Source organism: Endozoicomonas sp. SESOKO1 (genome assembly GCF_024606265.1).
Classification (GTDB): Bacteria; Pseudomonadota; Gammaproteobacteria; order Pseudomonadales; family Endozoicomonadaceae; genus Endozoicomonas.
The window spans coordinates 1-18,664 of record NZ_JAHHPP010000161.1 but is presented as its reverse complement, the minus strand read 5'-3'; the positions used below and the strand labels follow the sequence as shown (position 1 = coordinate 18,664).

Annotated in this window: 16 protein-coding genes and 1 pseudogene; 15 read left to right on the top strand and 2 right to left on the bottom strand. The window is 49.9% G+C overall.

Translation table 11 applies throughout. The features are described from left to right. The 6 genes and pseudogenes from KDK13_RS07840 to KDK13_RS07815 all read left to right on the top strand — a co-directional run. Positions 1 to 1,161, top strand: a pseudogene (locus KDK13_RS07840) (2-oxoglutarate dehydrogenase E1 component); the annotation flags it as partial. 139 nt (positions 1,162 to 1,300) lie between these two features. After that, entirely contained in the window at positions 1,301 to 2,539 is a 1,239-nt protein-coding gene (gene odhB, locus KDK13_RS07835; protein ID WP_257284421.1) for a 2-oxoglutarate dehydrogenase complex dihydrolipoyllysine-residue succinyltransferase, read from the top strand. Between the two features lie 106 nt (positions 2,540 to 2,645). After that, positions 2,646 to 4,085, top strand: coding sequence for a dihydrolipoyl dehydrogenase (lpdA, locus tag KDK13_RS07830; protein WP_257284420.1), 1,440 nt, complete (start codon positions 2,646 to 2,648; stop codon positions 4,083 to 4,085). A 120-nt stretch (positions 4,086 to 4,205) separates the two neighbouring features. Then, entirely contained in the window at positions 4,206 to 5,372 is a 1,167-nt protein-coding gene (gene sucC / locus KDK13_RS07825) for an ADP-forming succinate--CoA ligase subunit beta (RefSeq protein ID WP_257284419.1), read from the top strand. After that, the gene (gene sucD, locus KDK13_RS07820; RefSeq protein ID WP_257284418.1) at positions 5,372 to 6,244 is read left to right on the top strand and encodes a succinate--CoA ligase subunit alpha; all 873 of its coding nucleotides are present in this window, start codon (positions 5,372 to 5,374) and stop codon (positions 6,242 to 6,244) included. The genes sucC and sucD overlap by 1 nt, the downstream gene beginning before the upstream one ends. A gap of 196 nt (positions 6,245 to 6,440) precedes the next feature. Next, on the top strand, positions 6,441 to 7,319 hold the full coding sequence (locus tag KDK13_RS07815) for a prenyltransferase (RefSeq protein WP_257284416.1): 879 nt from the start codon (positions 6,441 to 6,443) through the stop codon (positions 7,317 to 7,319). 74 nt (positions 7,320 to 7,393) lie between these two features. On the opposite strand, the gene gspD is transcribed toward KDK13_RS07815, so the two are convergent. After that, positions 7,394 to 9,466 (bottom strand): type II secretion system secretin GspD, encoded by a 2,073-nt coding sequence (gene gspD, locus KDK13_RS07810; RefSeq protein ID WP_257284415.1) that lies wholly within the window; start codon positions 9,464 to 9,466, stop codon positions 7,394 to 7,396. A gap of 49 nt (positions 9,467 to 9,515) precedes the next feature. Continuing rightward, a complete protein-coding gene (locus KDK13_RS07805) occupies positions 9,516 to 10,169 on the bottom strand; it encodes a type II secretion system protein N (protein WP_257284414.1) in 654 nt (217 codons plus the stop codon). Between the two features lie 157 nt (positions 10,170 to 10,326). Here KDK13_RS07805 and gspE point away from each other — a divergent pair, with 157 nt between their 5' ends. The 9 genes from gspE to KDK13_RS07760 all read left to right on the top strand — a co-directional run bounded on the left by gspE (position 10,327) and on the right by KDK13_RS07760 (position 18,493). Then, the gene (gspE, locus tag KDK13_RS07800; protein WP_306671039.1) at positions 10,327 to 11,856 is read left to right on the top strand and encodes a type II secretion system ATPase GspE; all 1,530 of its coding nucleotides are present in this window, start codon (positions 10,327 to 10,329) and stop codon (positions 11,854 to 11,856) included. Positions 11,857 to 11,895: 39 nt separating this feature from the next. Beyond that, entirely contained in the window at positions 11,896 to 13,116 is a 1,221-nt protein-coding gene (gene gspF, locus KDK13_RS07795; protein WP_257284413.1) for a type II secretion system inner membrane protein GspF, read from the top strand. A 33-nt stretch (positions 13,117 to 13,149) separates the two neighbouring features. Beyond that, positions 13,150 to 13,623, top strand: coding sequence for a type II secretion system major pseudopilin GspG (gspG, locus tag KDK13_RS07790; protein WP_257284412.1), 474 nt, complete (start codon positions 13,150 to 13,152; stop codon positions 13,621 to 13,623). 91 nt (positions 13,624 to 13,714) lie between these two features. Further along, entirely contained in the window at positions 13,715 to 14,230 is a 516-nt protein-coding gene (gspH, locus tag KDK13_RS07785) for a type II secretion system minor pseudopilin GspH (RefSeq protein ID WP_257284411.1), read from the top strand. Next, positions 14,230 to 14,676, top strand: a complete 447-nt coding sequence (gene gspI / locus KDK13_RS07780; protein ID WP_257284410.1) for a type II secretion system minor pseudopilin GspI — start codon at positions 14,230 to 14,232, stop codon at positions 14,674 to 14,676. The genes gspH and gspI overlap by 1 nt, the downstream gene beginning before the upstream one ends. Beyond that, positions 14,676 to 15,482, top strand: coding sequence for a type II secretion system minor pseudopilin GspJ (gene gspJ, locus KDK13_RS07775; RefSeq protein ID WP_257284409.1), 807 nt, complete (start codon positions 14,676 to 14,678; stop codon positions 15,480 to 15,482). Before gspI ends, gspJ begins: the two co-directional genes overlap by 1 nt. After that, positions 15,472 to 16,563, top strand: coding sequence for a type II secretion system minor pseudopilin GspK (gene gspK / locus KDK13_RS07770; RefSeq protein ID WP_257284408.1), 1,092 nt, complete (start codon positions 15,472 to 15,474; stop codon positions 16,561 to 16,563). Before gspJ ends, gspK begins: the two co-directional genes overlap by 11 nt. Further along, a complete protein-coding gene (gene gspL, locus KDK13_RS07765) occupies positions 16,563 to 17,969 on the top strand; it encodes a type II secretion system protein GspL (protein WP_257284407.1) in 1,407 nt (468 codons plus the stop codon). The genes gspK and gspL overlap by 1 nt, the downstream gene beginning before the upstream one ends. An 11-nt stretch (positions 17,970 to 17,980) precedes the next feature. After that, complete coding sequence (locus tag KDK13_RS07760; RefSeq protein WP_257284406.1) at positions 17,981 to 18,493, top strand: type II secretion system protein M; 513 nt, start codon at positions 17,981 to 17,983, stop codon at positions 18,491 to 18,493. The last annotated feature ends 171 nt before the right edge of the window (positions 18,494 to 18,664 follow it).

Here is an 18,664-nt window from a genome sequence, read left to right as displayed (position 1 = left end):
GTAGTAACACTGCAGTCATTAGGCCAGAAGCTGTGCGAAATTCCCGAAGGCTTTGTGCTGCAACGCCAGGTCAGCAAGATCGTTGAAGACCGCCGCAAGATGGCAGCAGGTGCCCTGCCGATTAACTGGGGATGTGCCGAACTGCTGGCCTATGCGTCTCTGTTGATGGAAGGCAGCGAAGTTCGAATTACCGGGCAGGATGTCGGTAGGGGAACCTTTTCTCACCGTCATGCGGTATTCCATAATCAGAAAGATGGCTCGACTCTGGTTAATCTGGCAAAACTTTCCCAGGATCAGCCACGGTTCCAGATCTGGGACTCTTTCCTGTCAGAGGAAGCGGTTCTGGCTTTTGAGTATGGCTATGCAGCAACGACGCCCAATGCGCTGGTTATCTGGGAAGCCCAGTTTGGTGATTTCGCTAACGGTGCACAGGTGGTTATTGACCAGTTTATCTCCAGTGGTGAGCACAAGTGGGGGCGGCTGTCAGGGCTTACCATGCTGTTGCCCCATGGTTATGAAGGTCAGGGACCAGAGCACTCATCTGCCAGGCTCGAGCGCTTTCTGCAGCTGTGTGCGGAGCACAATATTCAGGTTTGTGTCCCCACAACGCCGGCCCAGGTGTTCCATATGTTAAGACGTCAGGTGCTTCGTCCGTTACGCAAACCATTGGTGGCATTTACCCCCAAGAGTTTACTCCGTCACAAACAGGCTACCTCCTCTCTGGAAGAGCTGGCAGAGGGTAGTTTCCAGACCATTATCCCGGAGGTTGACGTTCATGTGCCATCAGCGATCACCCGAATGATTATGTGTTCCGGCAAGGTCTATTATGACCTGCTTGATAAGAAGAGAACGGAAGGGTTGACTGATACGGTGATTATCCGTATTGAACAGCTCTACCCATTCCCGCAGGATGATCTGGATGAGCTGATTGTCAGCTATCCAAACCTGAAAGATGTGGTCTGGTGTCAGGAAGAGCCGATGAACCAGGGGGCATGGTACTGCAGTCAGCATCATATGCGTCGTTCAGTTGCCGTACATCCGAATAAAACGATGAGTCTCAAGTACGCAGGGCGTGAAGCATCAGCTGCTCCGGCATGTGGCTATATGTCAACTCATGCCCAGGAACAGCAGCAGTTGGTAAACGATGCTTTCAGCATTTGAATAAAGAAAAATTACTGCTCAAGACTGAGCGGTGTTATTAGTCAAACGGCCAGCAGGTATTTCTTATCGATCTGGCCAGAGCGTTTAACACAGTTTCTGTGAATAACGCTCCACGGGGCGAAGACGCAAAGGATCAATAATGGCCACTGAAATTAAAGCACCTACCTTTCCTGAATCCGTTGCGGATGGCACTGTTGCAACCTGGCACAAAAAGCCTGGTGAGCAATGCCACCGGGATGAACTGCTGGTTGATATCGAAACCGATAAAGTGGTTCTTGAAGTTGTTGCTCCGGCAGATGGTGTTTTGAGTGAAATTATCAGGCCTGAAGGAGAAGTCGTTCTCAGCAGTGAAGTTGTTGGGATCTTCGAAGAGGGTGCTTCTGCTGGCACCGCCCCGGCCTCTGCTGAAGCTACTGCCGCTCTGGCAGCTTCATCGGAAGCCGTTAATGAAGAACCTATTCTCCACCCGGCAGCACGACGGATGGCTGATGAGAAAGGTCTTGATCCTGCGGCCATAACCGGAACGGGTAAAGGCGGTCGCGTAACCAAGGAGGATGTGGTACGTCATGTTGAAGGTGGTAGCCAGGTTTCACCAGCCCCGGTTTCCGCTATGGCAACTGCCACTCCGGCTGCTTCGGCACCCCGGGTAGAGGCAACAGCACCGGTGTTTGCCGGTGAGCGTGTCGAGAAACGGGTGGCAATGACCCGCCTGCGTGCAAAAGTTGCTGAACGTCTGGTTCAGGCTCAGCAACATGCTGCCATGTTGACGACCTTCAACGAGATCAATATGAAGCCGGTCATGGAGCTTCGTGGTCAGTACAAAGATGTCTTTGAGAAACGTCATGGTGTACGACTCGGTTTTATGTCTTTCTTTGTCAAAGCCTGTGTGGAAGCACTCCGCCGCCATCCGGTAGTCAATGCTTCTATTGATGGTAACGATATTGTTTACCATGGTTACCAGGATATTGGTGTTGCCGTTTCCAGTGATCGAGGGCTGGTAGTTCCAGTGCTTCGTAACACTGAAGATATGAGCCTTGCGGATATCGAGGCAAAAATCCGTGAGTTTGGTAAAAAGGCAATGGATGGAAAGCTTGGCATTGATGAGATGACCGGCGGCACGTTCACCATTTCCAATGGCGGGGTATTTGGTTCACTTTTGTCAACGCCCATCCTGAATCCACCTCAGTCAGCGATCCTGGGCATGCATAAAATTCAGGAACGCCCAATGGCGGTTAATGGCAAGGTTGAAATTTTACCAATGATGTACCTTGCCCTGTCCTATGACCACCGACTGCTGGATGGCAAGGACGCGGTCACTTTTCTCGTGACCATCAAGGAGCTGCTGGAAGATCCGGCCAGAATGCTTCTGGACGTTTGATTCCAGAAAGTATGGGGCAGTCCTGTTCTTATTTATATAAAGCTGTGCTGCCCGTTATTGACTTTATACGTATACCTTATTTTATAAACCGTTTTGGAAATAACTTATGGCAAATCAGTTTGACGTGGTAGTTATTGGCGCAGGCCCTGCCGGTTACGTCTGCGCTATTCGCGCAGCCCAGCTGGGGCTGAAAACTGCCTGTATCGAGAAGTGGTCCGATGATAAGGGCAAAGCCAAACTGGGCGGTACCTGCCTGAATGTTGGCTGTATCCCTTCCAAGGCACTTCTCGATAGCTCCCACAAATTTATCGAAGCCAGGGAAGACTTTGCCAGGCACGGCATTAAACACAATGGCGTAGACATCGATGTACCTGCCATGCTTGCCCGCAAAGACAATATTGTGAACCAGCTGACTTCCGGGGTTACCGGCCTGTTCAAGGCAAATGGTGTGACCCTGCTGGAAGGTGCTGGTAAACTGCTGTCTGGCAAGCAGGTTGAATTAACCCGTGCAGATGGATCTGTTGAAGTGGTTGATGCTGCAAACGTGGTTATTGCAACCGGCTCCCGGCCTATTGAAATTCCACCCACGCCGCTAACTGAAGGTCTGATTGTTGACTCTACCGGTGCTCTTGAGTTTCAGGAGGTTCCGAAGCGTCTCGGGGTTATTGGTGGCGGTGTTATTGGCCTGGAACTGGGCTCTGTATGGGGCCGACTGGGCTCTGAAGTGGTTGTCCTTGAAGCCCAGGATAAATTCCTGGCCCTGGCTGACCAGCAAATCGCCAAAGAAACCCAGAAGATTTTCAAAAAGCAGGGACTGGACATTCGCCTGGGTGCACGGGTAACCGGTTCTGAAGTCAAGGGTAGCGAAGTTGAAGTTACCTATCAGGATGCCAATGGTGATGAACAGAAGCTGACCTTTGATAAACTGATTGTTGCTGTCGGCCGTCGCCCCTATACAGAAAACCTGCTGGCTACTGACTCCGGTGTCAATCTGGATGAGCGAGGATTCATCTTCGTTGATGATTACTGTACCACTGACGTTCCCGGCGTTTATGCCGTTGGTGACGTGGTTCGAGGCCCAATGCTCGCCCATAAGGGAAGTGAAGAAGGCATTATGGTGGCAGAAATTATTGCCGGTCAGAAAGCACAAATGAACTATGACCTGATTCCTTCGGTTATTTATACTCATCCTGAAGTGGCATGGGTTGGTAAAACGGAGGAAGAAGTCAAGGCCAGCGGCGAAGAGTACAAAGTGGGTACTTTCCCGTTTGCAGCCAGTGGTCGTGCCCTTGCTGCCAATGATACTCATGGCATGGTCAAGGTGATTGCGGACAAGGTAACTGACCGTATTCTTGGCGTTCATGTTGTGGGTCCAAGTGCGGCTGAGCTTGTGCAGCAGGGAGTCATTGCCATGGAGTTCGCTGCCAGCAGTGAAGATCTTGCACTGACCATTTTCTCACATCCAACCTTGAGCGAAGCGCTGCACGAAGCGGTTCTGGCTGTTGATGGCCACGCTATCCATATTGCCAATCGCAAACGTCGTTAAACCTGTCTCAATGGGAGCAATCAGGGTCGACTTGCTCCCTTCTCCATAGAAAATATCCAGGGATATGGTTGACCAGAAACTTGAAAACAACGCTTAAATAAAAAAGAGGGCTGCGTCAGAATGAATCTTCACGAATATCAGGGCAAACAGCTCTTTGCAAAATATGGGTTGCCTGTATCCCAGGGCGTCGCTGCGGATACGCCAGAGCAAGCCGCTGCTGCTGCCGATGAAATCGGTGGTAATCAGTGGGTGGTTAAGGCCCAGGTTCACGCCGGTGGTCGTGGTAAGGCGGGTGGTGTCAAATTGGTCACCAGCAAGGACGAAATCCGTGCGTTCGCCGAGCAGTGGTTAGGTAAAAACCTGGTCACTTATCAGACCGATGAAAATGGCCAGCCGGTCAGCAAGATCCTGGTTGAGAGCTGTACTGATATTGATCAAGAGCTTTATCTTGGTGCCGTTGTTGATCGCGCAACCCGTCGTATTGTGTTTATGGCCTCCACTGAAGGTGGGGTTGAAATTGAAAAAGTAGCGGAAGAGACGCCGGAAAAAATCCTCAAGGCGACCATTGATCCCTTGACCGGTGCCCAGCCTTATCAGGCCCGCGAACTGGCATTTAAACTGGGTCTGGAAGGAAAGCAGGTCAAGCAATTCACCCAGATTTTCCTGGGTTTGGCAAAACTCTTCCAGGAGTGCGACCTTGCCCTGCTGGAGATCAACCCGCTGGTTATCACTAGAGAGGGTGACCTGCACTGCCTGGACGCAAAAATCAACATTGATAGCAACGCCCTGTATCGTCAGCCACAGTTGAAAGCCATGCATGATCCTTCCCAGGAAGATGCCCGTGAAGCCCATGCCGCTGAGTGGGAGCTGAACTACGTCGCACTGGATGGCAATATTGGCTGTATGGTCAATGGTGCAGGTCTTGCCATGGGCACCATGGATATTGTCAAACTCCATGGCGGTGCTCCTGCCAACTTCCTGGATGTCGGAGGTGGTGCAACCAAAGAGCGGGTTACGGAAGCCTTCAAGATCATCCTTTCTGATGACAGCGTTAAAGCCGTTCTGGTAAATATCTTTGGTGGTATTGTCCGCTGTGACCTGATTGCTGAAGGCATAATCGGTGCGGTTAAAGAAGTCGGCGTTGAAGTCCCTGTCGTTGTTCGCCTGGAAGGCAACAATGCTGATCTGGGTGCACAGACCCTTGCCAATAGCGGACTTGATATCATCGCGGCCAACAGTTTGACCGAGGCTGCCCAACAGGTAGTTAAGGCAGCGGGGAACCAGTAATGAGCATTTTAATTAATAAAGACACGAAAGTTATCTGCCAGGGATTCACCGGTGCCCAGGGTACTTTTCACTCCGAACAGGCCATTGCTTATGGCACCCGGATGGTGGGTGGTGTAACACCGGGTAAAGGTGGTCAGACTCACCTGGGCTTGCCGGTATTCAATACGGTGGCTGAAGCGGTTGATCAGACCGGTGCTGAAGCCTCGGTTATCTACGTTCCTGCCCCTTTCTGTAAAGACTCTATCCTTGAAGCTGCTTATGCTGGCATCAAGCTGATTGTCTGCATCACTGAAGGCATTCCGACGCTCGACATGCTGGAGTGCAAAGTCAAATGTGATGAGCTGGGTGTTCGTCTTATCGGGCCAAACTGTCCGGGTGTCATCACCCCGGGCGAGTGCAAGATCGGTATTATGCCTGGCCATATACATCTTCCGGGCAAGGTGGGCATTGTTTCCCGTTCCGGTACACTGACTTATGAAGCGGTCAAACAGACCACCGATTATGGCTTTGGCCAGTCTACTTGTGTCGGTATTGGTGGGGACCCCATTCCCGGTTCCAACTTTATCGATATACTGGAACTCTTCCAGAATGATGACAAGACCGAAGCCATCGTGATGATCGGTGAGATCGGTGGTTCTGCTGAAGAAGAAGCGGCTGCTTATATCAAGGAGCACGTCACCAAACCCGTCGTCTCTTACATTGCCGGTGTAACCGCACCTCCGGGCAAGCGTATGGGCCATGCCGGTGCGATTATTGCCGGTGGTAAGGGCACTGCCGATGAGAAATTTGCGGCACTGGAATCTGCAGGTGTGAAGACGGTTCGCAGCCTGGCGGATATCGGTGAAGCTCTTAAAAAAGTGACTGGTTGGTAAAACAACCGGTTCAGGTAACACCAAAAAGGCCGGATTTATATCCGGCCTTTTTGGTGATTGAAAATACTGAATCGGTGGTCAGGCTGCGTAAGTATCTTCTACGATGCTCCGGGTAATAGAGCCTTTTCATAATCTTTCTTATAGCCATTCCTGTGAAATTTCCTTATCCTCCCGCTTTTTTCTCAGGAGCCTGCCAGTGGATGCACTTGACCTGAATCCGGACAAATATCGACTTGCCAGAGCTCTACGTCCCTTCTCTTATTCTGTTGCCCTGGTAACGTGCGGCATTGGCGTGGTATTGGCTTATCAGCAGGGTGTTGGTAACTGGCGCAGAGCACTGCTGGTCATGCTGGCCGGGGTATTGCTTCAGGCTGCCAGCAATCTTGCTAATGATCATGCTGATGTGGTGTTGTGGAAAAAACGCTCCGGTGAGCTGGCAAAGCAGGTTGTTAAGCAGATCCATCGAAACTTTATCCTGGCTGGGTTTTGTGCTCTTATTGCCTGCATTATGGGACTACTGTTGGTGATCGATGTTGGCTGGCCGTTATTGTTGCTGGGTGTTTCAGGCGTTGTCGGTGGTTATTTTTATACCGGTGAACCCATTGTCTACAAGCATCGCGGCTGGGGGGTACCTGCAGTATTCCTGTTAACCGGAGTGCTGATGGTCAGTGGTGCCTTTTATGCCGTTGGGGGGTACTGGAATAATGACGTGGTCTGGATATCGATTCCGGTAAGCTTGCTGGCTTCTGCGCTGTTGCTGTCCAATGAGATTCGGGATTATCTCGATGACATCAGTCACAATATCCGCACGTTAAGCGTTCGTATCGGTTTGTTTAAAGCGAAATGCCTTTACGCAGTACTTCTGCTGGCGGGGTTCCCTCTCAGTTTTATGTTGTACTATTTTGGAGAGCTGAATAACCCTCTTTACCTCCTGATAGCGCTTCCTTTTACCATTACACCTCTCAAACTGCTTGCCAACCATTCAGGTGATGCTGAGATGGTTCGTTTGCCTCCTCTGACGGGACGTTATTTTATCATCTTTGGCCTGGGTTTCATCCTCTCCGTAGTTTTTTAGGGGAGAGGGTGTATGGGGCTGTGAAATACAAGACTCCCGATGCCGATGGCGTTTTGATCAATAGTGTGAACCCGTCAGTTGTTGTTTCTCAGGTCATACGTTTCTGTATTAAATAACTCTTCGGGGCGGTTCGGCAGGTTAATAGCCTTTCTGCCGTTGCCATTACCGATAAGCTTTAGTTTGGTGAATCGATCCTGAGTTGCTTTTACCAGTGTTTCTGAGTTACGCATGATGGTAGGACGGATAAACAGCATCAGGTTCTTTTTTTCATCGCCGCCCTGATGGTAACGGAAGAGGTTGCCCAGAATCGGGATGTCCCCGAGCAGCGGCACCTTTTTCCTGGTTTTGGATTTGATATCTTCGATCAATCCACCAATAACAACGGTCTGTCCATCGTCCACCAATACTGCGGTTTTCAGGGAGCGGGTATTGAACAGCAGGTCACCACTGGACTCTCCCAGAATATCTTTGCTGGTGCCAACATCAAGCGAGGAGACTTCCTGCTCTAACATAAGCCTCAGGCTGTTACCTTCGTTAATATGGGGTGTGATTTTTAGTTTAAGGCCGACATCCCGGCGTTCTGTTGTGGTGAAAGGGCCAGTGCCACCGCCACTGGAAGGCGTCTGGTATGAGCCGGTTTTAATGGGTATGTTTTTACCAATAATCAACTCGGCTTCTTCATTGTCCAGAGTCAGCATGCTGGGTGTTGACAGAATATTATTATTGGATTTTGCGCTGAGAGCTCCAACGAGTACCCCAAAGTTATCAGCCCTGAGAGCCAGGGAGCCCAGCGTAATATTGGCATTGTTCCATAGCTTGCCGGTAATACTGCTTAACTCTCCTGAAGAGTCGCGTATGGTTTTTGTGCCATCAATGCCCCATTGCACACCCAGCGCATCATTAATCCCGCCGGACACTTCAACAATAACAGCCTCCAGTAACACCTGGGCCCTGGGAACATCAAGCTGCCGGACAATGGTCTCCATTTCCTGAAGGGTTTCCGGGTCAGCAATCATAACCAGAGCATTCTGGGTTTCATCCGCTTTTACAAAAGCAGTCGTTGCTGCCGACTTGCTTTTAGTACCAGACTTGGTGGAGGCTTGGGAAGAGGACTGATTTGATGAATTAGCAGCAGAGACTGAGCCTGATGTAACCGATGACGATGGAGTTGCTGCGGTTCTCTTTCCCTGGCTGTCCTGAATGATGCCTGAGGCTTCCGAAAGAATTTCCGCAATGTTTTTGGCATCGGCAAAACTCAGGAACATGACTTTGGTGGTTGATTTGCGAATGCCTTCCTTATCCAGGGTGTCAGCCAGCTTTCTGACCCGTGCCCGTTTGCTGGCATTGCCCTTAACCACCAGTCGATTGCTCCGTTCATCAGCGATAACCTGAAGCCCGCTGGGTAGCTGTCCCTTTCCGGTAACCAGCGTATCAGAGATTATTTTTGACACATCCCCGACCCAGGCATGTTTAAGCTGGATGACTTCGTAGTCGTTATTGCCAGTATCATCCAGCTCCCTGATCAGTTTGGTGATGCGCTCAACATTATCCGCAAGGTCACTGATGATAACTGCATTGCTGGAGGCAGAGGCAGCAGCATGCCCATATTGAGCTATCAATGGACGAATGATCGGGATTACTTCAATAGCTGAGACACTGTGCAGGTCAACAACCCTGGTGGTCATTACGCCATCAATTGGCTTCTGAGTGTCTCCGGGGCTGCTGGTTTTTGCGCTGGTTGTGGGGACAACATTGATAATATGGCCATCGGCTTTTGGAATGACGGTATAACCATTGGCGGACAGGACTTCCAGGAAAACATCGTAGACTTCATCACGGGTCAGTGGCTTACTGGAAATAACGGTAACGGTGTTACCACCTTTAATCCGTGGATCGATAACAAATGTCTCTCCGGTTATTCTGGCAACCTGGGTGATAAACTCACGAATATCGGCATTCTGCTGATTCAGTGTCCATAGCTTATCATCGGGCAACGCAGCGCTGTTATTGTTTGCAGCAGGCTGTAAACCGTTATTTGCCTTGCTGGCAAACAGTGGTGTCACTGACAGCAGCAACAGCAGAGGAATGGCTCTCATTAACTTATTGTTATGAAGGTGAGGTAAAAAAAGTAGCACTCTGGTGTTCATGATATGACCGTTAACTCAGCAGTTTGTCATTGTTTTGTCATTGTTGCCGTTACAGTTCCTGACTGGCTTCCTGCAGCTTCTCCCTGAGGTCCTGCATTCGCTGTTCAAGAGACATATCATCCGGATAGTCATGGTTGCCCGGGCGTGGCTCCATCGACTCAGGGATGTCTTCCTCAACAGCCCTGAATTCCTGAAAAGCTCTGGAATCTCTGGCTGTTTCCGGAAAGTATAGTTTTTCAAGCTGGCTACCCCGTTTAATGATAATGTGATCAGAGTAAACCTGATTCAAAATGGCGCCTCCGGGCAGTGCGTCACCAATTTCATATAATTTGTCCTGGTTGGCTATTTGAATAATTGCACTTGCGTACTTTTTGTTTTCAAAACCTGAGAGTGCCCCCCTGAGAATCAGATTCATTTTTGTTATCGGGATCTCTTTGTTGTTTTCAGTTATTCCCTGGCTGTCGCTGAAGCCGAAAAGCAGTTCATAGTCTTCAGGCTTGATGGTTGACGTGCTTTTCGAAACGATAGTTTTGTTATGATCACGCTCTATCAAAGGCTCGCGGCTGACGATCTGATAAAGATTAAATATCTGATAGCTGATGCTGAGGATTATGACGATGAACATAATCAGAAGCATAAGGATCCGGTTATTTTTATGCCCCCATTGCAGAAATGTGGTGGATGCCACTGGTTTCATCATCATATCTTCTGAAGTTAACGAATTGGATTAATAGGCTATTCTTTAGTCTAAATAAAAGCATAAGAGTCTTGTCTTTTAAAGAAATAAGTTTTTTCAGAAAAAACTTTTAATTAATTATAAAGGATCGTTGCTTCCCTTTTGATTTAAGGAGTTAATGATATTGGCTACACTGCTGACCGCTGGCCATGACCCGGAAGACGATGCTGACAATGAGGCCGGTGTTTTACCAAGACTGCCTTTCAGTTTTGCCAAAAGGCATGGCGTTGTTCTCATTGAGAATGATACAGGCGTTGCCACACTCTATTTCCACAACACACCATCGGCTGAGCTGATTGCAGAGGTCAGTCGCTATTCAGGTGTTTTTCCGGCCTATGAAAAAGTAACTGTCGAAAAACTGTCAGAGGTGCTGGCTCACTGTTATCACAATGACAGTTCAGAAGCATTGCAGGATGCGGCTGGCATCAGTGATCACCTGGATCTGACCAGTCTGGCGGACGCCGTGCCGATCACAGAAGACCTGCTTGAGCAAAGTGACGATGCCCCGGTTATCCGTTTAATCAATGCGCTGCTGACAGAGGCTATCAGGGAAGGGGCCTCCGATGTGCACATTGAAACGTTCGAGTCGACGCTGGTGGTTCGGCTTCGGGTTGATGGTGTTTTAAGGGAAGTACTGTCGCTGAAGAGAACCATTGCCTCTTTACTGGTTTCTCGCATCAAGGTGATGGCCCGGCTGGATATTGCTGAGAAACGTGTACCCCAGGATGGCCGAATTTCGCTGAGGGTTGCCGGTAAGGAAGTGGACGTCCGGGTTTCCACGCTGCCCTCCAGTAATGGCGAGCGGGTTGTGTTAAGGCTTCTGGACAAAGCAGCAGGCCGTCTTGAACTCAGGCATCTTGGTATGACGGACCGGAACCGTTCGCTTATCGAAAGTCTGCTGAAAAAACCTTACGGCATCATTCTGGTGACCGGGCCAACAGGATCCGGCAAGACAACCTCCCTTTATGCCAGCCTGACCCTTCTGAATGACCAGACGCGAAACATTCTTACTGTGGAAGATCCCATTGAGTATCACCTGGAAGGGATTGGCCAGACCCAGGTGAACACAAAAGTTGATATGACCTTTGCCCGGGGATTGAGAGCTATCCTGAGGCAGGATCCCGATGTGGTCATGGTTGGCGAGATCCGTGATCGGGAAACCGCTGAAATAGCCGTACAGGCGAGTTTGACCGGTCACCTGGTGCTTTCAACACTTCATACCAATACGGCTGTCGGTGCGCTGACCCGTCTTCAGGATATGGGTATTGAACCCTTTCTGATGTCTTCCAGTCTGCTTGGCGTGATTGCACAACGACTGGTCAGGGTGCTCTGCAGTGACTGTAAAGTGCCATATAGCCCTGATGATGCCGAATGTCAGCAGTTAGGCATTGATTCTGCTGATGGAGTAACGCTTTATCACGCTAAAGGTTGTAAGGCCTGTAATTTCAGTGGCTATCGTGGCCGTACCGGAATTTATGAAGTTGTCGTTATTAATGAGCAGGTCAGGCGAATGGTCCATGCCCTCAAAGGGGAGCAGGAGATTACTGACTTTGTTCGTGAGTCCAGCCCCGGCATACGTGAAGATGGCAGCAGAAAAGTGCTGGAAGGGGTGACAACGCTTGAAGAAGTTCTTCGGGTTACCCAGAAAGACTGATGAGTGCCACAGAGGCCGCACAGGAAAAGGCTCACGATTATGGCCGCGTTTGAATATATTGCTCTGGATCCTCAGGGTAAACAGCAGAAAGGTACACTGGAAGCGGACAGTGGGCGTCAGGTTCGCCAGATCCTGAGGGATAAACAGTGGACGCCTCTGTCAGTGAACACGCTTGTTGACCATCAACAGCCGGGCGAAGAAGAAAGAGGCTTCTTTTTGCGCCGGGGGATTTCAGCCATTGAGCTGGCTACCGTAACCCGGCAGCTGGCTACGCTGGTCCAGGCGGCAATGCCGATAGAGGAAGCACTGAATGGTGTGGCAGCCCAGCAGGAAAAGCGAAGAATAAAAAATATACTGCTGGCCGTTCGTTCCCGGGTACTTGAAGGCTATACCCTGGCCAGAAGTCTGGAAGCATTCCCGGAAGTCTTCCCCCAGATGTATCAGGCAACCGTTGCTGCGGGGGAGCATGCGGGGTATCTCGACCGTGTTCTCAACCGTCTGGCCGACTACACTGAAGCCAGAATGCGCTCGGGTCAGAAAATACAGCAGGCGCTGGTCTATCCAATCATTCTGATGTTGGCCTCCATCGGGATTGTCAGCTTCCTGCTGGGATTCGTGGTGCCGGACGTTGTCAAGGTCTTTCTGGATTCCGGTCAGGAACTGCCATTCATCACGGAACTCCTGATAAATGCCAGTGAGGGATTTCAGGCGTGGTGGCCGGTGATCTTTGGTGGAATTGCTGCGGCAATTCTGTTTGTCCGGCATTTACTGAAAAAACCGTCAATACGACTTTCCTGGCATCGGGTGCTGTTGAAACTGCCGTTTGCTGGTCGATTTGTCCGTACGGCCAACACAGCTCGCTTTGCCAGTACCTTGAGCATGTTAACCCGCAGTGGGGTTTCGCTGGTTGAGGCCCTGATGATTGCCGCTCAGGTGGTAAATAACGATGCCATCAAAAATGCGGTTCAGGATGTTGCCAGACGAGTCAGTGAAGGAACCAGTCTGAACAGGGCGCTGACGGAAACCGGCTACTTTCCACCCCTGATGCTCCACATGATTGCCAGTGGCGAGGCAACCGGAGAGCTGGATCAGATGCTGGAACGAACCGCACAGAATCAGCAGATGGAGCTGGAAGGGCGAATTACCGTCATGCTTGGACTGTTTGAGCCCTTGATGCTGGTCGTGATGGGAGGCGTGGTCATGATGATTGTCCTGGCCATCCTCTTGCCCATACTGAATATGAACCAGCTGTTGAATTGAGGCATATACCCAACAAAATCGAGGTCAACCAACATGATAAAAAACTGGCTCAGAAGAAAAGAGCATCATGCAGCCAATTCAGTAGCCGAACAAGGCTTTACCCTGATTGAGATTATGGTGGTAGTGGTCATTCTGGGGATTCTTGCCGCTATGGTAGTGCCCAAAATTCTTTCCCGGCCGGACCAGGCAAAGGTCACCGTTGCTCGCGCTGATATTGAAGCTATTTCCCAGGCACTGGAGCTTTTCAGACTCGATAACGGTTTCTATCCCACCCTGGATCAGGGGCTTGAAGCGCTGATACAGAAACCATCATCTCCACCAGAGCCCAGAAACTGGAATCCTGAAGGGTACTTGAAAAAGGTACCGTTAGATCCATGGGGGAATCCCTACATGTATTTGCAACCGGGTAGTCATGGCAAGTATGACCTTTATTCCTTCGGAGCCAATGGTCGTGAGGGGGGGGAAGGTCCGGACGCTGATATCGTTAATTGGGACACACAACCATAAGCAACACTTTTTGGCAGGTATAACAACAGATAGAACAAGGGAACGTGATGGCATCACCTCAACTTTTTAGCCGGCAGGACAAGGATACGTGATGGCATCACCTCAACCGCGAGGATTCACCCTGATAGAAATGCTGGTAGTGGTGGTCATCATTGGTGTTCTGCTGGGTATTACCCTGCTAAGCCCGATAACCGGCAGTATTCAGAAGGTGATTCAAAAAGAAGCGACCCGACTGCAGGTATTATTTACCCAGGTTCGTGACCAGGCGCTGCTGGAAAATAGTCACTACGGCTTTTCAATTGATAATGATGGTTACTACCGCTGGTGGGTCTTACCGGCAGAGAGTCAGGAATGGACTGAGCTGGAACAGTCTCCCTTCCAGCCGAGGTTAATGCCGGAAACATTAAGCCTGAGCCTGGAGTCAATGGAGAATTCCACTCCCCTTGACGGAGATGAACACTATCCATCCGTTGTTTTCTATTCAGACTACCAGGTAACCCCCTTCAGGCTCAGTATTCTTCCGGCTGAAGTTTCGATGGCAAACAGCAAACAGTCACTCCATCTGTTCACCGATGGATTGTCAGATATTGAACGGGTCAGGGAGTGATGGGCGTTTCCAAGAGTCATTGGGGCTTCAGGCCAAACCGGCTTTTTCTGCGAAACAGAAACCTGCATCGCTGTGATGGTTTTACCTTGCTGGAAGTGATGGTTGCCCTGGCCGTCTTTGCCCTGGCTGCTTCCATGCTGATTCTTTCTGATGGCAACAGTATCCGGCAGACCCGGTATCAGAAGGAAAAAATACTGGCTTCGCAGATTGCCGACCACTATCTCAATACCCTTCATGCAGAGGGACGCTGGAGTGGGTCGGCAGTGAGGCCCCAAATTGAAAGCTACGCGGGTTATCAGTGGTATGTTCGGGAAACATCGGTATCCACTGTGTCACCTGATTTCAGAAAGGTGCAGGTCGAGGTATTTATTGGTGAGTCTGAACCAGAAAAAGGTGCTGCTCCCCTGGCAAGGTTATCGACCTGGCTGAGGAGGCCCCGGCAATAATGCTCAGCAAACGTATTTGCCTGGTTATGGGGAAGCACTTGAAAAGATCGCAAGTGCCGGGGGGCTTTACCCTTCTTGAGCTAATGGTTGCTATCGTACTGTTCAGCATGATCAGTACGGCAGCCTATAAGTTGTTTATGTCAGTAACCCGTGCGCAGGAAACAACGCAGTCGGTGCTGGATGAGATGGATAAATTACAACGGGCTGAAGTTGTCCTGGAAAAAGACCTGTTGCAAATGACCCGAAGACCGGTCAGGGATGAAAGAGGCATGCAGCAGCCTGCACTGAAAGCCCCGGGGGCGGGCGGGGCATTAATGGAGTTTACCCGTTCAGGATGGCAAAACCCCCTTAAGGCAGCGCGAAGTACACTGCAACGTGTGGCTTATGCAGTGGAGGGCAATCAGTTAATTCGTTATTACTGGCCTGCGTTGGACAGGGCTCCGGAATCTACCCGTGTTCGGCAGGTGGTGATGTCTGGTGTGAACGGCATGAAAGTACGGTTTCTCAATGATCACCGGCAATGGATCAGCACCTGGCCTTCAGGGCAGAACCCGCGGTCAGCTTCCGAGGCTGTTTCTGCGGCTTCTTCTGTAGGAGGTGCAGACCAACTGCCGGCTGCAGTGGAGTTGACCATTGTTCATGAGGTGATGGGATCCATGGTCACCGTGGCTCCGCTGGTAACGTACAAACCTGACCGGGGTAATAAAGCGGGAGACTCATCTCAGGAGAATGCGGCGAATAACTCGCCGGGTACCCTACGGCCACAGCCCAGAGCCAGAATCGGAGAAAGTGCCGATGGTTATTGAACCAGCTGAAACCTGTCAGCCAGTGCTGGCTTCGGCCGGTAAATTCCCGTTATGCCATCAGTCAGGGATTGCTCTTATTTATGTGCTGTTGATTTTTTTGCTGATCACAACGGTCGCTTCTGAGATCGTCATGAATCTCTGGCTGCACACCGGGAAGAATGCCCGATACCTGGAAAGAACACAGGCAAAACACTATGCGCTGGGCGCTGAACAGTACGTTGCATGGCTGTTAGAACAAGATTTTGAGCAGGACAAAAAGAATAACCGAATGGTGGATCATGAAAATGAGCAGTGGAATGTTGAAACCATCAATTATGACGTTGAACAGGGCGTTATCGAGTTACAGGTTCAGGATGAGCAGAGCCGGTTTAATTTGAACTGGCTTGCTGATGAAAATAATCAGTCAGGTGGGCAGGGGGCTGAAAAATCTGGTTCACCCGGTGTGCAAATGTTTGAAAATCTGCTGTCAACTCAGTCCATGGATCCTCAATTGGCCGAAAAAGTAGCCCGGTGGATGAGTAAAGAGCAAAAAAGCGTATCAGAAGGAACGGAGGATCAGCTCTATCTGTCGCTTGTTCCCCCAAGACGAACCGGACAGACTGAAATGACGTCGGTCTCGGAATTGATGCTAATTGATGGTTTTAATAACGAGGAAGTTGAAAAGCTATTGCCCTATATTACGGTGATACCCGGATCATCAAAAATGAATATGAACACTGCCCTGCCAGAGGTTATCCGCTCCTTAAACAAGAATATTTCCGAAGGGGATGCCTTAATGATCAGTAACAGTCGGGGCTATAACGGGTTATCAGATATTGAAGAATTGAATCGGCTTGTCGCTCTATCTGGAAAGGCCGGGATCTTTAATGGGAAAAATCAAAATGAGCGGGTGGTGTTTGGCAGTCAGTATTTCAGTGCCCGGATTAAGGCAACCTATAGAGAAACCACCTTTTATCTGAAAACGAATTTTTACCGAAGCAGTGATGGGCATGTGCAGGTTGTCGGGCGGGAAATCGGGCCGAGTCAATATTGGGCTCCTGCTAATCAGGCAGATTCAACAGGGAACCCGGGATTCAAATAATGAACAAAATACTATTGGTTCGCATTCCATCTCCAGCCAGCTCTGTTGATGCCAATACTGTTGCACAGTGGGGAAAGTTCACATCGACAGGCTCGCTTTTCGGAGAACTCCATCTGACAGCAATCGCTCAACTCAGAGAAGCATGGTATGCAGACGAACCTGAAGATCAAGAAGACGCTGACCGTCTGCCGGAAGAGGTGATTCTTCTGCTGGGGGGATCGCTTTGTTTATATAAGCACCTGAGGATTAATGCTGGTCAGAAAAAGCACCTGTCAACAGCACTCCCTTATCTTGTGGAGGAGCATCTGGCTCAGGATATTGACACCATGCATATTGTTAATGGTTATCCTGACAGGGAATTGCAGGTTTCAGTCGCTGGCATTCCACACTCAACCCTACAGGCCATACTGGCACTTTTTGAGGAACATCAACTGCCCCTGACCAGTATCCTGGCTGAAATGCAATTTCTGAAGCCTGAGCCTGGATATACCTGCCTGATATTGGACAATGATTCGGTGATGATGGCCTCACCCGGTCGTGAAGGCATTACCCTGAATTATGAAGCGCTCCCTGTCGTATTTCCCGACCAATCCGTTCAGGGAGATCAAGAACTCCCTGATACTCTGTCCAGCTCTCTTGGCAATACGGTTGCCGAAACGGTGGATGAGACGCCCCCGCAAGCCAGATTGATTTTCTCTGATAATACGCTGGCGATTGCTGCATTCAGAATAGATGAAACCTCAGCTTTGCTTTCCGAGCGTGGCTGGCTTGTTGATAAGGTACCGCTTGAGGCCTCGGTGTTTGAGTTTTTTGCCGGGCACTATTTTACTGAAAGGCGCAATAATCAGCTGCTTGACTTCCGACAGGGTGCCTATCAATGTCCCAGAAGAACAGGGAAATTTATCAGACGCTGGTGGCCCCTGCTGGCCACTGTTGCCTGCTGGCTGGTGCTTGAGCTTGGACTTTCACTAACAGAAGGTGTGATTTATCAGCACAAGTCGGAATGGCTCTGGAGAGATTCCATAAAGCATTACCTCTCGGTATTCCCGAATGATCGACAAGCCCAGCAGGCACAGGCTCGCCAACAGATGTCTTTTAATATTAAGCAAGTCATGGAGAACCGCTTTCGCACCCTGGAAACTCAAACAGCCGAAACTGCTTTTCTATCGATGCTTCAGGTGCTTTCCAGTGTTTCTGGCTCAATGGACGAAAAGGAAAAACTGGAACCCAGGAATCTGGACTTCAATGCGGCTACCGGTCAACTGGTTTTTGAATTTGAAGCCGATGAGTTGAACACGGTTAACCAGTTCCTGGAAAAGCTCAATATTTCGGGTTTTCAAGGTAAGCTGGAGAGTGCCAGCCAGGGTAAGTCCAGTGTCATTGCCAGAGTGGCGATCAGGAAATAATTGGGGGGATCATGCAAAAACTGAATAGCCTGCTAATGGCCAACCCTTACTGGCAGCACTGTCAATCCTGGTATGGAATGCGGCCTCCGGGAGATCGTAAAATACTCCAACTGCTTTTTACTGTGGTGCTTACAGGACTCATCTACCTGCTGATTTTGGAGCCGGTAAGCCAATGGTCTGAGACTCAAAAGAGTGCTTATCTCTATCAACAGGAAATGAATGCCTGGCTGCACGGTAATTTACCCAGAGCCCGTAACCTGCAGAAAAATCAACAGGCAGCGTCATCCCGTCAGGAACTATCCTCCATAGCTACCAATGTTGCCCAGCAGGCGGATATTAGCCTGGGAAGAGTACAGCCAGACCGTAAGGGGCTCTCTGTCTGGATTGAAGATGCTGCCTACCAGAAACTGCTTAAATGGCTAGTATTGCTGCAAACAAAACATGGTGTTGCCCTCCAGCAGGTTCGTATTGAGCAGCTGAAAGAAGAGGGGCGGGTTAAGAGTTATATTCATCTGGGGGGCTGAACGAAGCAGTATAAGCTTTACCCTGAGTTTTATGACGTGTTGATCCATGATTTTCCTGATAGATGTAGCAAAAAAGAATTGACACTGTTTCTCGATTCGTTATCATACCGCCACGAGTTCAGGGTGATTAGCTCAGCTGGGAGAGCATCTGCCTTACAAGCAGAGGGTCGG

Excerpts from the sequence above, each read along its gene's own strand:
- odhB (WP_257284421.1), top strand. The coding sequence starts at position 1,301 with ATGGCCACTGAAATTAAAGCACCTACCTTTCCTGAATCCGTTGCGGAT.
- lpdA (WP_257284420.1), top strand. The coding sequence starts at position 2,646 with ATGGCAAATCAGTTTGACGTGGTAGTTATTGGCGCAGGCCCTGCCGGT.
- sucC (WP_257284419.1), top strand. The coding sequence starts at position 4,206 with ATGAATCTTCACGAATATCAGGGCAAACAGCTCTTTGCAAAATATGGG.
- sucD (WP_257284418.1), top strand. The coding sequence starts at position 5,372 with ATGAGCATTTTAATTAATAAAGACACGAAAGTTATCTGCCAGGGATTC.
- gspD (WP_257284415.1), bottom strand. The coding sequence starts at position 9,466 with ATGAACACCAGAGTGCTACTTTTTTTACCTCACCTTCATAACAATAAG.
- KDK13_RS07805 (WP_257284414.1), bottom strand. The coding sequence starts at position 10,169 with ATGATGATGAAACCAGTGGCATCCACCACATTTCTGCAATGGGGGCAT.
- gspF (WP_257284413.1), top strand. The coding sequence starts at position 11,896 with ATGGCCGCGTTTGAATATATTGCTCTGGATCCTCAGGGTAAACAGCAG.
- gspG (WP_257284412.1), top strand. The coding sequence starts at position 13,150 with ATGATAAAAAACTGGCTCAGAAGAAAAGAGCATCATGCAGCCAATTCA.
- gspH (WP_257284411.1), top strand. The coding sequence starts at position 13,715 with ATGGCATCACCTCAACCGCGAGGATTCACCCTGATAGAAATGCTGGTA.
- gspI (WP_257284410.1), top strand. The coding sequence starts at position 14,230 with ATGGGCGTTTCCAAGAGTCATTGGGGCTTCAGGCCAAACCGGCTTTTT.
- gspJ (WP_257284409.1), top strand. The coding sequence starts at position 14,676 with ATGCTCAGCAAACGTATTTGCCTGGTTATGGGGAAGCACTTGAAAAGA.
- gspK (WP_257284408.1), top strand. The coding sequence starts at position 15,472 with ATGGTTATTGAACCAGCTGAAACCTGTCAGCCAGTGCTGGCTTCGGCC.
- gspL (WP_257284407.1), top strand. The coding sequence starts at position 16,563 with ATGAACAAAATACTATTGGTTCGCATTCCATCTCCAGCCAGCTCTGTT.
- KDK13_RS07760 (WP_257284406.1), top strand. The coding sequence starts at position 17,981 with ATGCAAAAACTGAATAGCCTGCTAATGGCCAACCCTTACTGGCAGCAC.